General features: G+C 46.0%; 14 protein-coding genes. All 14 read left to right on the top strand.

What is annotated here, in order from left to right; genetic code table 11:
- Positions 1-40: 40 nt before the first annotated feature.
- Entirely contained in the window at positions 41-490 is a 450-nt protein-coding gene (gene ndk / locus M662_RS10340; RefSeq protein ID WP_026577352.1) for a nucleoside-diphosphate kinase, read from the top strand.
- 164 nt (positions 491-654) lie between these two features.
- Positions 655-1,428, top strand: coding sequence for a CheR family methyltransferase (locus M662_RS10335; protein ID WP_008638559.1), 774 nt, complete (start codon positions 655-657; stop codon positions 1,426-1,428).
- 164 nt (positions 1,429-1,592) lie between these two features.
- Complete coding sequence (aroC, locus tag M662_RS10330; RefSeq protein ID WP_008638557.1) at positions 1,593-2,762, top strand: chorismate synthase; 1,170 nt, start codon at positions 1,593-1,595, stop codon at positions 2,760-2,762.
- Between the two features lies 1 nt (position 2,763).
- Positions 2,764-3,846 (top strand): 3-dehydroquinate synthase, encoded by a 1,083-nt coding sequence (gene aroB, locus M662_RS10325; protein ID WP_008638554.1) that lies wholly within the window; start codon positions 2,764-2,766, stop codon positions 3,844-3,846.
- Positions 3,839-4,210, top strand: a complete 372-nt coding sequence (aroH, locus tag M662_RS10320) for a chorismate mutase (RefSeq protein WP_026577353.1) — start codon at positions 3,839-3,841, stop codon at positions 4,208-4,210. Before aroB ends, aroH begins: the two co-directional genes overlap by 8 nt.
- A gap of 4 nt (positions 4,211-4,214) precedes the next feature.
- Positions 4,215-5,309: a histidinol-phosphate transaminase gene (gene hisC, locus M662_RS10315; protein ID WP_026577354.1), complete on the top strand. Its 1,095-nt coding sequence runs from the start codon at positions 4,215-4,217 to the stop codon at positions 5,307-5,309.
- 1 nt (position 5,310) lies between these two features.
- Positions 5,311-6,408, top strand: coding sequence for a prephenate dehydrogenase (locus M662_RS10310; protein ID WP_026577355.1), 1,098 nt, complete (start codon positions 5,311-5,313; stop codon positions 6,406-6,408).
- Between the two features lie 12 nt (positions 6,409-6,420).
- A complete protein-coding gene (aroA, locus tag M662_RS10305) occupies positions 6,421-7,710 on the top strand; it encodes a 3-phosphoshikimate 1-carboxyvinyltransferase (protein WP_026577356.1) in 1,290 nt (429 codons plus the stop codon).
- Positions 7,711-7,845: 135 nt separating this feature from the next.
- Positions 7,846-8,652 (top strand): hypothetical protein, encoded by an 807-nt coding sequence (locus M662_RS10300; protein WP_236096513.1) that lies wholly within the window; start codon positions 7,846-7,848, stop codon positions 8,650-8,652.
- An 18-nt stretch (positions 8,653-8,670) separates the two neighbouring features.
- Positions 8,671-9,924, top strand: a complete 1,254-nt coding sequence (locus M662_RS10295; protein ID WP_026577358.1) for a tetratricopeptide repeat protein — start codon at positions 8,671-8,673, stop codon at positions 9,922-9,924.
- 34 nt (positions 9,925-9,958) lie between these two features.
- Positions 9,959-10,519: a ReoY family proteolytic degradation factor gene (locus M662_RS10290; protein ID WP_008638541.1), complete on the top strand. Its 561-nt coding sequence runs from the start codon at positions 9,959-9,961 to the stop codon at positions 10,517-10,519.
- Between the two features lie 147 nt (positions 10,520-10,666).
- Positions 10,667-11,131: a DUF2487 family protein gene (locus tag M662_RS10285; RefSeq protein ID WP_008638539.1), complete on the top strand. Its 465-nt coding sequence runs from the start codon at positions 10,667-10,669 to the stop codon at positions 11,129-11,131.
- Positions 11,132-11,250: 119 nt separating this feature from the next.
- A complete protein-coding gene (locus tag M662_RS10280; protein WP_008638537.1) occupies positions 11,251-11,757 on the top strand; it encodes a QcrA and Rieske domain-containing protein in 507 nt (168 codons plus the stop codon).
- Positions 11,758-11,759: 2 nt separating this feature from the next.
- The gene (gene qcrB / locus M662_RS10275) at positions 11,760-12,434 is read left to right on the top strand and encodes a menaquinol-cytochrome c reductase cytochrome b subunit (protein ID WP_008638535.1); all 675 of its coding nucleotides are present in this window, start codon (positions 11,760-11,762) and stop codon (positions 12,432-12,434) included.
- Positions 12,435-12,440: the final 6 nt, after the last annotated feature.

Below are 12,440 nucleotides of genomic sequence, written 5' to 3'. Positions count from 1 at the left end.
TTAAAAGCGCTTTCACATAATACATAAAGAGGTGTATGTCATGCAGAAGACTTTTTTGATGGTAAAACCAGACGGTGTACAACGAAATTTGATCGGTGACATTACGGCAAGGTTCGAAAGAAAAGGCTTTAAATTGGCAGGGGCAAAGCTGATGAAGATCCCCGCTGAATTGGCAGAAGAACATTACGGAGAACATAAGGAAAAACCATTCTTCGGCGAATTGGTTGATTTCATCACCTCAGGTCCTGTATTTGCAATGGTATGGGAAGGGGAGGACATTATCTTGACGGCACGTCAGATGATGGGTTCGACGAAGCCTTCAGAAGCAGCTCCTGGAACGATAAGAGGAGATTACGGTGTGATAGTAGGGAAAAATATTATCCACGGTTCTGATTCACCGGAAAGCGCACAGCGGGAAATCGGCTTGTTCTTCAAGGAAGAGGAAATCCTCTCCTATGACAAAGACATCTCAAATTGGGTATATGAATGAATACAAAGAAGCCGTCCTATACAGAGGTCGGCTTTTTTTATATTTAATCTGAGAACGATACCAGTGTTATTAAACAAGTGGAAAGTTCTGAATTCTTGAACATTTACAATCCCTTTTATGTAGAGTACCCTTAGGAAGAACCTATTGGCGAGGAGATTGGAAGAATGACCGATTACGAACAGTTTATTCAACAGATCAATCACAAGACCGGCATTGATTTATCATTATATAAGGAAGCGCAGATGAAAAGGCGCCTTACTTCACTAAGGGACAAACGGGGCCATTCATCGTTTCGTGCGTATTTTTCCAGTCTCGAGAAGGACGCGGCTCTCCTTGATGAATTCCTGGATCGAATGACCATTAACGTGTCTGAATTTTATCGTAACCGGACACGGTTTGAAGTATTGGAGAGAAAAGTTATTCCGTTTTTGTTGAAAAAGAAAAAAAAGCTTAAAATATGGAGTGCGGCCTGCTCCACGGGGGAAGAACCTTACACACTTGCTATGATTTTAGACAGGCATACATCGCTTTCTAATGTTTCGATTCTGGCGACAGATCTGGACCGCAACGCTCTTGCTAAGGCGAGGGATGGAAAGTATCATGAACGATCCCTCAAAGAAGTAGAGCCGGATATAAAAGAAAAGTACTTCACGAAGGTAGGTTCGGAGTACCTTGTTGATCAGGCGATAAAAAAATGTGTGACTTTTCGTAGTCATAATTTGCTGTCGGATTCGTATGAGGAAGGGTTTGACTTGATTGTGTGCCGGAATGTCCTTATATATTTTACCGAGGAAGCGAAGGAAAAGGTATATCATCGTTTCAGCAGATCACTAAACTCAGATGGAATCTTTTTTGTGGGCAGCACAGAACAGATCTTCTCTCCACAATCGTACGGATTTCAGGTGTACGATACGTTTTTCTATCAGAAACAGCAGTGATCCCGACAGAATAACCGTTCTTCCTCCTTGTTTTACGAATTTTTTCAAAAAATAAGCATTTTATTCGCCACAAACGCAGGACCATATGATATAGTAGTATCTAAAATTCATAACACTTACACGGTTTAACGTGCGAAAGTGAATAACAGGAGGTTCATAAATATATGCGCTACTTAACAGCAGGTGAATCACACGGAAAACAGTTGACGACAATCATAGAAGGAGTTCCATCCCACTTACCATTATTAAGAGAACAAATAGACGAATCCTTGATTCGCAGGCAGGGCGGGTACGGCCGCGGAAAACGAATGCAGATTGAGAAAGATCTGGTAGAAGTAACAAGCGGTGTGCGTCATGGATACACGCTCGGTTCACCAATCACGCTCGTCGTACATAATGATGACTTCAAGCATTGGACGGATATCATGGGCGAGGACCCTCTTCCTGAAGACACGGGTAACATCCGCCGCACCGTTACTAAACCCCGTCCGGGTCATGCCGATTTGAACGGAGGCATGAAATATGGACACAGGGATATGCGAAACGTCCTGGAGAGATCTTCAGCCCGTGAAACAGCAGCGCGCGTTGCTGCAGGTGCTGTAGCTAAGGTGCTGCTGAAAGAACTTGGTATTGAGGTGACGGGTTATGTCCGTGAAATCGCTGGAATCGTAAGTGAAGTGGATGAAACGATGACCCTTGCTGAGCGTCGCGATATATCCGAAGCGTCCCCTGTCAGAACTTTTGATAAAGAAGCGGCTGAAAAGATGATGCAGGCGATCGATGAAGCGAAGAAGGAAGGGGACTCCATCGGCGGAGTGACGGAAGTGTATGTAGAAGGGATGCCTGCTGGAATCGGCTCTTACGTTCAATATGACCGTAAACTTGATGCGAAGATTGCTGGAAGCGTCATGAGTATCAATGCCTATAAAGGGGTGGAATTCGGAATCGGTTTTGAGGCTGCACGCCGTCCTGGAAGCCAGGTCCACGATGAAATACTCTGGAGTAAGGAAGAAGGGTACACACGTAGAACCAACCGTCTCGGAGGTTTTGAAGGCGGCATGACGACCGGAATGCCGATTGTAGTAAAAGGTGTCATGAAACCGATCCCTACTTTATATAAACCGCTTCAAAGTGTGGACATTGAAACAAAAGAACCGTTCAGCGCGAGCATTGAACGATCGGACTCCTGTGCGGTACCGGCTGCGTCCGTGGTCATGGAGCATGTGGTTGCATTCGAACTGGCAAAAGCAATTACGGAGGAATTCCCGTCCGACTATTTCCCACGATTGAAGCGGGCAGTCGATGACTATCGTAAAGAAGTAAGGAGTTTCTGATATGGCCACCATACGCATCCATTCCAGTACACATGTCTATGATGTAACGATAGAAGAAGGCATACGACATCGGATGACGACTCTCCTGGAGGGTGATTATTCCCAAGTTTTAATCATCACGGATGAAACCGTCGCCGGGAGGTATCTAGAGGAGGTTAAAAGAGCGGTGGGTTCGATCGGATCCGTACACACTGCTGTTGTACCCGCAGGTGAGGGCTCGAAAAGCATGGATCAGTACAGCTATCTCCTTGATAGATGCGTGGAAGCGAAACTGGACCGCCGTGCTCTTATCATTGCTCTCGGCGGGGGGATGATTGGTGATCTGGCGGGCTTTGTTGCCTCTACCTACCTAAGGGGAGTTCCTTATGTACAGATGCCGACAACCATTCTCGCCCATGACAGCAGCGTCGGTGGTAAAGTCGCGATCAATCACCCGCAGGGAAAGAATTTGATCGGCAGCTTTTACAGCCCCGTACACGTCATTTATGATCTGGAAACTCTTACAACACTGCCGGAGAAAGAGATCCGCTCCGGGTATGGAGAAGTAATTAAACACGCTTTTCTCAGCGATGCAGCATGGGTGGAGGAAGTGCTTGAAACAAATGTGTCCCGCCTCTCTTCAGCTCAGCTTCAAACAGATTTAAAAAAAGGCATACGCGTCAAAGCGTCCATCGTTGAGCAGGATGAAAAAGAAGCCGGCGTTCGGAAATATCTCAACTTGGGTCACACCTTGGCTCATGCAGTGGAATCGGAACTTGGTTATGGAGAAGTGACACACGGTGAGGCGGTAGCGATAGGATTATCCTTCGCTTTTCGATTAAGCAGCAAGGTACTTGGTTCTGATTTACCGGAAAAAGAATATGTAAACTGGCTCAACGCAAATGGTTACCCCCTTTCTATCCTGAAAACGCTGAATAGTGACAGGCTTGTCCATCGCATGAAATGGGATAAAAAGACAGTACACCAGCACATTAATTTTGTGCTTCTTGATTCCATCGGTCAACCGGTAGTTCAACAAGTGGATGACGAGGTAATCATGGATGCTTTGAGATGTTGGATGAATGAGGTGATTGGAAATGAATAGAGGAGTTCGCGGCGCGACGACCGTGTTGAAAAACGAATCGGGAGAAATTATTGAGCGAGCAGCGGAATTAATGATAGACATCGTATCTTCAAACGATATAGCACCAGAGGATGTCACTTCCGTCTATTTCACCGTAACAGATGATATTGACGCCGTATTTCCGGCAAAGGCTCTTCGACGTTTGGACGGATGGACGTACGTTCCTGTCATGTGCATGAGAGAGATTCCCGTGCCGGGAAGTCTTGAGAAGTGCATTCGTGTGATGGTGACGGTGGAGACGGAGCGGACCCAGCAGGAGATCCGGCATATCTACCACTATGAAGCAAAGCAGCTGAGACCTGATTTGAAGAGTACGGAGGAGTGATTGTATGAAGGCAAAAGAAATATTGAAAACCATGAAACCATATACACCGGGAAAAGGGATTGAAGAAGTAAAGAAAGAGTACGGACTCGAACGAATCGTAAAGCTCGCTTCCAATGAGAATCCATTTGGATTTTCTCCAAAAGTGGAAAAAGAGCTCCCGAAGCTTATCTCCGGTTTGGAGATTTATCCGGATGGTTACGGGGCGGAAATCCGTCGAAAACTTGCTTCGTTTCTCGCGGTCAATGAGGAACAACTGATTTTCGGGAATGGTTCGGATGAGATTGTCCAAATCATCTGCCGTACATTCCTTGAATCCGGAGCGAATACGGTCATGGCGGCTCCTACGTTCCCTCAGTACCGTCATAATGCTTTAATAGAAGGAGCCGAAGTAAGAGAAGTTCCTCTTGTAGACGGTCATCATGACCTGGATCGCATGCTTGAAGAGGTGGATGAACAAACGAGAGTATTATGGATCTGTACTCCGAACAACCCTACAGGTGTACATATTGTAAAAGATCAGATGGAAGCCCTTCTTGAAAAATGTCCGGATCATGTTTTGGTCGTCATTGATGAAGCCTACTTTGAATATATGGATGCTGCAGATGCGTTCGACTCTATTAGCGCGCTCGATTGTTTCCCCAACACTATAATATTACGTACTTTCTCTAAAGCATACGGCCTGGCCGGCTTAAGGATCGGGTACGGTGTGGCACACCCGGACATTATCCGCAGTCTGGAACCGGCAAGGGAACCGTTTAATACCTCCACCGTGGCCCAGGCGGCTGCAATCATCGCTCTGGATGATCAGAAGTTCATTCAGGAAACGGTTGAGGAGAACAGGAAGAACAAACAAATTCTAAAAGAATTCTGTGAGGAAGTCGGGCTGTCCTATTATGATACTCAGGCAAACTTCCTGTTGATCCACCTTCCTTGCAGTGGTGATGAAATGTTCGAACATCTGCTGACGAAAGGGTTCATAGTCCGGTCCGGAGAAGCGCTTGGTCTTCCTAATACCATCCGTCTGACCATTGGTAAAGAAGAAGATATGGAAGAAGTTCAGAAAGCGATCAAAGAGAAACTGACCGCCGGGGAAGTTTGATATGAAACAGAAAGTACTGATTGTCGGCCTGGGCCTGATCGGTGGATCCCTCGCCATGAATATTTCGAAGAAAGACGATGTCTTCTTAATAGGAGTGGACGGGGATGAAGCCACCTTAAATATGGCTCTGAAACAAGGGGTCATCCATCAAGCTTCTTCCGATTTTAAGAAAGCAGCCATAGAGGCGGATGTATGTGTGCTCGCGACCCCTATTTCCGTGACAATAAATTACCTTCAACAATTGAATGATATACAACTGAAAAAAAGGCTGTTAGTGACAGACGTCTCTTCCGTAAAGAATCAAGTGCTGGCAGCGGCAAATGAGCTGAACCATCCGCTCCTCTCTTTTGTTGGAGGGCATCCGATGGCGGGCTCCCACAAGCAGGGGTACACAGCCGCTAAACCGCACTTATTTGAAAATGCGATATACGTCCTTACGCCTTCCGTTCACGCTACGGAGGAAGAAGCGGAGCGTTTAATCGATTTATTCTCTGAGACACAGGCGCGCTTTTTAACATTTTCAACAGAGGAACATGATGAAATGACCGCAGTCATTTCTCATTTCCCCCACCTGATCGCTTCTTCGCTCGTACATCAGGCGAGAAATTGGCAGGAGAAACACCCATTTCTTGAGCAGCTGGCTGCTGGGGGCTTCAAAGACATTACGCGGATCGCTTCCAGCAACCCGAAGCTTTGGCAGGATATTTTCTTTCAAAACCGAACCCTGCTGCTCGCGATGCTTGACGATTGGATTCAGGAGATGAAAAAGGTTCGGAACTACTTAGCAGACGAAGAGAAAGAAGAAACATACCGCTATCTATTTGATGCTAAGCAGTTTCGGGATGGTCTGCCTGTGCGTGAAAAAGGAGCAATTCCGTCCTTTTACGATATCTATGTCGATATCCATGACCGTCCTGGAGCTATCTATCATGTGATCGGTCTGCTTGCCCAGCATGCGATCAGCATCAAGAACATTCAAATTCTTGAAATTAGAGAAGGTATCACCGGTGTTTTGCGGATAAGTTTCGCTACAAGCCGGGAGCAGCTTGAAAGTAAAGAAATATTAGATAAGCAGTATGAAGTCATGATTCAGCAGTGAAGGAGGAAATCAATGTCTGACATCCAATTACAACCGACGGATAAGAAAATTATCGGAGAATTAAATGTCCCCGGCGATAAGTCCATTTCCCACCGTTCTGTTATATTTGCTTCGCTCGCCGAGGGCACATCGAAAATCACTAATTTCCTGACAGGGGAGGACTGTCTGCGCACGGTGCAGGCATTTCGTGATATGGGAGTAGAGATTGAGCAGGACGATGATTCTTTGACGATCCATGGAAAAGGAATCGCAGCGTTGCAGGAGCCGGTCGTTCCGATCAACTTTGGCAATTCCGGCACAACTGCAAGATTGATGAGCGGCGTTCTTGCAGGACTTTCGTTCTTCACGACGGCGTTTGGAGATGAGTCTCTTTCCAAACGTCCGATGGATCGTGTCGCTGTTCCTCTGCGCAAAATGGGAGCCAGGATCAGCGGAAGAAATAAGGGAGGCCTTCTCCCACTTGCTTTTGATGGAACGTCCCTGCAAGGATATGATCATAAGCTCACCGTTAAGAGTGCACAGGTTAAATCCGCCCTCCTGCTTGCCGGCATGCTTGCAGATGGGAAGACTACGGTGACGGAAATTGGCGAAACAAGGAATCATACGGAAATGCTGCTTCCGGAGTTTGGTGTCGATGTAGAGGTGGATGGCCGTACAATCAGCATTACTGGAAACCAGCAGCCAACAGCTGCTGATGTTAAGGTGCCCGGGGACATCTCTTCTGCTGCATTCTTCATTGTAGCAGCTGCCCTTCTGCCCGGCAGTGATCTTGTCATAAAGAATGTAGGCTTAAACAATACTAGAAACGGCATTGTTCAAACCATGCAGCAAATGGGGGCGGACATTCGGGCGGATGTCCACACGCATATCGGTAAAGAGCCTGTTGGTGATGTCTACATCAAAGGAGGTTCGCTGAAGGGTATAGAACTCGGTGGACAGCTTATCCCTAATGTTATTGACGAGATTCCGATTATTGCACTCGCGGCTACACAGGCGGAGGGTACAACCATCATTAAGGATGCAGAAGAGCTTCGCTTTAAGGAGACGGACAGAATATCAGCCGTTGCTGATACGTTGAATACTCTGGGGGCTGATGTTGAGACGACGGAAGACGGATTGATCATCCATGGAAAAGGGAAATTATCCGGGGGAGTGATTCATTCTTACGGGGACCACAGAATTGGAATGATGGGGGCTGTCGCATCTCTTGTAAGTGAACAGGCGGTCACTATTCAGGATAAAGACTGCATCAATATATCATACCCGAATTTCTTTGACCATTTAAATCAGTCGCTTAAGTAAATTAACTTCATAGTTTTGATATAGCTCTCATACGATATAAAAAGCCTAGTTGGAGGTTTGAATCGTATGGGAGCTTATTGGTTTAGCGGATACGTAAAAAGGGCGAAAGGTCCGCCTGAACAAGAGGAGTGGGCAGTGAATCAAGCGAAGTTCACAAAGAACCGTACAGGTCCCCTATCTTATCGACAATTGGATGTAAAGGACTTTCTTATCACCCCCGGCCGTGTACGGATCGACAGGGAAGAACGAATCGAGACGTCCAGCAGTCCTTATGCCACCGCAGAATCTTACATAAAAAGAGGCTGCACGCTTTTACTCACACAGCACCTAGTGACTAGCTTACGTCACTACAAAGTACAATATGAACAGTTTTTAAAGAAACTAAGGAAGCTTCCTGTAAATTTCATGGTGCTCCCGGTCGTTCCGGTAAAGCTTTTGCGTCCAGAGGTCATCCGCTTTTTCTCAAGAAAAGGCAGCCCCTTTTTATGTATCAGAATCAAGTCGAGAGAAGAGTTGCTTGACGTGTGTTGGGAATGGATTGTGCAAGCGCAGAGTTACAGACGGATGCCGCTATCATTAATGGTCGAAGAAGGCCGAGATGCGTCGAATTTCTATGAGGAATTGTGGTCTTCACTTACAAGACAATATGGTATGATTAAATTAACAGATATCTCGGATGGAGAAGAAGTTTCCGTACAAAACCTTAGAGACAGCGGTATTTACCCGCTCAGGGGGGATCTATTGTCCGGAGGAAGCGCAGATTACAATCTTTATTATAGGAAATCAGTCCAAACGTTTGATGATGACGATGATTTCCGATATCATGATTCTGTTCCGGATGTTACAGTTATGAACGGAAGTGTGGTGCAGGTGCAGCAGAACATTGTACCCCACACGCCCGGTACCCATATAAAAGTGAAGATTCACAAGCATTTTGTTTGAGATGGAAAGGATGTCATCATGGAGGAAATACAAAAAGCAATCCGTCAAATGGAAGCGCATAAGACGGAAGACGCGATAAAGACACTGACCAACTACCTGCCGGAAGCGGATGAGGAGGAACGCTTCACCATTGCAGAGCTTTACATGCAGTGGGGAATGCTTGAAGAGGCCAAACTGGTCCTTCATGAACTCATTCAGCGCTATCCGAAAGAACTAGAACTGAAAGTGATGATGGCGGAGATCCATATCGACCTCGAGGAAGACGATGAGGCAATAGAAATTCTGAATCAATTCGGTCCGGAAGATGAAGACTATTTACAAGCGTTAGTACAGCTGGCGGATCTTTATCAGGCACAGGGACTCTTTGAAGTAGCCGAGCAGAAGCTTCTGGCTGCCAAACAAGTGGAACCCAACTCGGCAATCATTGATTTTGCTCTTGGTGAATTGGCCTTTTCAAACGGTGAATACTCCAAGTGTATTCCCTATTACGAAAATGCCATGCATCATCAGCCTGTCATAGGGGACATTGAAGTCGCCACAAGATTGGCAGAAGCCTATGCAGCGAACGGCGAATTTGAACAGTCTCTGGAATTTTTCCAACAGGTGGAAGAAGACAACCCTGATGTAATGTTCCGCTACGGGTTTGTAGCCTTTCAGGCGAACCGAAACGACATTGCGATCCACGTCTGGGAAGAATTGATTGAAAAAGACGCTTATTTCCAGTCGGTCTATCCGCTGCTCGCCCAAGCCTACGAAGCAGAAGGAATGCCTGCTGAGGCACTGGAAATGGCTAAAAAAGGTCTGGCTAAGGATGAATTCAACAAGGAACTCTACCACTTGGCAGGCACATTGTCCCATCGTCTGGGAAATAAGGCAGAGGGCTATAAATGGATGAGAGAGGCCGTCGCTCTCGACCCAGGATATAAAGAAGCGGTTTTATTCTTAATCGAGAACTATAAAGCCGACGGTGATTATGAAAATATTATTGATTTAATCAATGAATTGATTGCGCTCGGAGAAGAAGACCCGAACTATCTATGGGAATTGGCACAAGCATATGAAGAGGAAGAACGGTTTGAAGATGCCTATGAACAATACAACCAAGCCTATCCTTCCCTTAAAGAAGACACGGACTTTTTGAAGGCTTATGGATACTTTCTTGTGGAAGACGGGAAAATGGAAGAAGGAAAGAACGTATTGGAAGAATACCTCAAGCACGATCCTGCTGATACAGAGATGGAAGATTTCGTGGAGCGGTTAAAGGAACGATAACAAGATGGATTAATAAAGCGCAGGAGGGGCGCCTATGCAAACACCGATTTCTGTGGATGAGAAAAAAGATTTTGTCCGCTGGTTTTTGAACCACTTTCAATTAAAAAAGAGAGAAAGCGTCTGGATTCTGAATTATTTGATGAACCATGAGTCTCTTTTATCCAGTGTCCATTTCGTCCAGGAAGTGAAGTTTTGCCCCCGTGGGATGGAGATCAGTGCTCAAGGTGTGTCGGACCCGCCTTTCCGTTTTTATAAAGGTCAGGTGATGACGAACGATGCCGAGAAATCTTTTCATGACCTCAGGATGAATCAGGGAGAGCCTGTCTACATTCAAATGAATTTCGAGAATGCTCAGCAATGCTCTAAGTATGCGTTGGTTCTAGAAGAGAATCCGTACCTTCCGAAAGATTACTATTTAAACGACCGTGATAAGAACGAAGCGGAACAGCTGCTGTCCTTGAGCCTGCTCAACTACCGCAGAAAAAGTATTGAGCATCGCATTGACCAGGCGTTGATCGCAGGGGAGAGAGAAACCTTTCAGGAATTGTGTGTAAAACTGGAACAGGTGAAGCAGGATTTAAATACATTTATATGAAGGAAAGAGGGGGAGCTGCACCGGCTGCCCCTCTTTTTTTGCTTGGATCGGAACTTCCATATGATTCTGAAAAATGAATGCGCTTGCGCTTTCCAGGATGTATAGTAAAATAGAGGAAAAGATACATAGTATTAGGAAAGGGAATGAATGATGCGCTGGACAAAAGCAGATACTACACAGTACTTACCGGAAAAGCAGTACATCGACACCGTCCTTATTCCATTGATTCCATTTGACCCGTCTTCGGACGGATCGATGACGGAGCAGGCTTTTCGCAGGGAGCTTACCCAACTGTTTACAAACTTCATAGAGAAAGAATACCACGGGCGGATCTTTCTTGCTCCCGACTATCATTACTTAAGCAATACCCATGAAACCGAGTGGGAGCGCCTGAATCAATGGATAAGTCATTTTAATACACAGCCATTCCAACATGTTTTCCTGTTTACATTTGATAGTAAATGGAGAAAATATGAGGCGAAGCTTAATGGAAAGCTGCTCTGGATTCCTGGAATGAAAGAGGGCGACATCCAATCGAAAGAAACGCAGTCCTTTGTTAAGGAACAAGCCCGTCAGATCAATGAATTAATCCAATATGACTGGCAATTATGAAAAGTTTGACTAGACTGGATATTTTATTGACCGGGCTATAAGATTGCGCTATCATTGGAAATGTCAGTAAAACGGTGTGGAAAATCCATGTTGCATGGATGAAAAGAGGGGGGAAAGGAATGAGTGATAAGAAACGGGTATCCCGTCGTCAGTTTCTCAACTATACATTGACAGGTGTAGGCGGTTTCATGGCGGCAGGAATGCTGGCACCGATGGTGCGGTTCGCCATCGATCCTGTGCTGAAGACGAAAGAAAGCGGCGACTTCATCTCCGTTGCTTCCGTCGATGATATCACGAATGAACCGCAGCGTTTCGAATGGTCTATTGACCAAGTGGACGCCTGGTATGAATCAGAAGTACAAAAAACCGCATGGGTGTACAGAGACGGAAACGATGAAATAATAGCGCTTTCTCCAATTTGTACGCACCTTGGCTGTACGGTGGATTGGGCTTCCAACGAACAATATCCGAAAGAATTTTATTGTCCGTGCCACGGTGGACGATATACAAAGGATGGCGTCAATGTGCCCGGCACACCACCAACTGCTCCACTCCCAATGTTTGAACACAAAGTGGAAGAGGGCATGCTCTACTTGGGCGAAGCAAAAGACAGAGGGGGTTCATAATCATGCTGCAGAAAATTTATGATTGGGTGGACGAGCGTGTTGATGTAACCCCGTTGTGGAGAGACATTGCCGACCATGAAGTACCCGAACACGTTAACCCGGCCCATCACTTTTCAGCTTTTGTTTATTGTTTCGGCGGTCTGACATTCTTCATTACCGTCATTCAAATTTTATCTGGAATGTTCCTGACGATGTATTATGTTCCCGATATCGAGAATGCCTGGAAATCCGTATACTATCTTCAGCGTGAAGTCGCATACGGGCAGATTGTCCGCGGTATGCACCACTGGGGTGCGAGCCTTGTCATCGTCATGCTGTTTTTACATACGCTGCGGGTTTTCTTCCAAGGAGCATACAAAAAACCGCGTGAGTTGAACTGGGTAATTGGTGTACTCTTGTTCTTCGTCATGCTTGGCCTCGGCTTTACCGGATATCTGCTTCCATGGGATAACAAAGCGTACTTCGCAACACAGGTTGGATTGGAAATCGCTGCAGCAACACCATTCATCGGAGATCAAATCCGCACACTGCTAGCGGGAGATCCGGACATCGTCGGTGCCCAAACGCTTACACGATTCTTCGCGATTCACGTATTCTTCCTTCCTGCAGCTTTATTCGGATTAATGGCCTTCCACTTCATTTTAATCCGGAAACAAGGTATTTCAGGGCCACTATAAACGTTT

This window comes from Bacillus sp. SB49 (assembly GCF_000469135.2).
In the GTDB taxonomy this organism is placed as follows: domain Bacteria; phylum Bacillota; class Bacilli; order Bacillales; family Halobacillaceae; genus Halobacillus.
Note: the sequence above shows the minus strand (reverse complement) of the source record. Positions and strands in the feature narration are given on the sequence as shown.

Excerpts from the sequence above, each read along its gene's own strand:
- ndk (WP_026577352.1), top strand. The coding sequence starts at position 41 with ATGCAGAAGACTTTTTTGATGGTAAAACCAGACGGTGTACAACGAAAT.
- M662_RS10335 (WP_008638559.1), top strand. The coding sequence starts at position 655 with ATGACCGATTACGAACAGTTTATTCAACAGATCAATCACAAGACCGGC.
- aroC (WP_008638557.1), top strand. The coding sequence starts at position 1,593 with ATGCGCTACTTAACAGCAGGTGAATCACACGGAAAACAGTTGACGACA.
- aroB (WP_008638554.1), top strand. The coding sequence starts at position 2,764 with ATGGCCACCATACGCATCCATTCCAGTACACATGTCTATGATGTAACG.
- aroH (WP_026577353.1), top strand. The coding sequence starts at position 3,839 with ATGAATAGAGGAGTTCGCGGCGCGACGACCGTGTTGAAAAACGAATCG.
- hisC (WP_026577354.1), top strand. The coding sequence starts at position 4,215 with ATGAAGGCAAAAGAAATATTGAAAACCATGAAACCATATACACCGGGA.
- M662_RS10310 (WP_026577355.1), top strand. The coding sequence starts at position 5,311 with ATGAAACAGAAAGTACTGATTGTCGGCCTGGGCCTGATCGGTGGATCC.
- aroA (WP_026577356.1), top strand. The coding sequence starts at position 6,421 with ATGTCTGACATCCAATTACAACCGACGGATAAGAAAATTATCGGAGAA.
- M662_RS10295 (WP_026577358.1), top strand. The coding sequence starts at position 8,671 with ATGGAGGAAATACAAAAAGCAATCCGTCAAATGGAAGCGCATAAGACG.
- M662_RS10290 (WP_008638541.1), top strand. The coding sequence starts at position 9,959 with ATGCAAACACCGATTTCTGTGGATGAGAAAAAAGATTTTGTCCGCTGG.
- M662_RS10285 (WP_008638539.1), top strand. The coding sequence starts at position 10,667 with ATGATGCGCTGGACAAAAGCAGATACTACACAGTACTTACCGGAAAAG.
- M662_RS10280 (WP_008638537.1), top strand. The coding sequence starts at position 11,251 with ATGAGTGATAAGAAACGGGTATCCCGTCGTCAGTTTCTCAACTATACA.
- qcrB (WP_008638535.1), top strand. The coding sequence starts at position 11,760 with ATGCTGCAGAAAATTTATGATTGGGTGGACGAGCGTGTTGATGTAACC.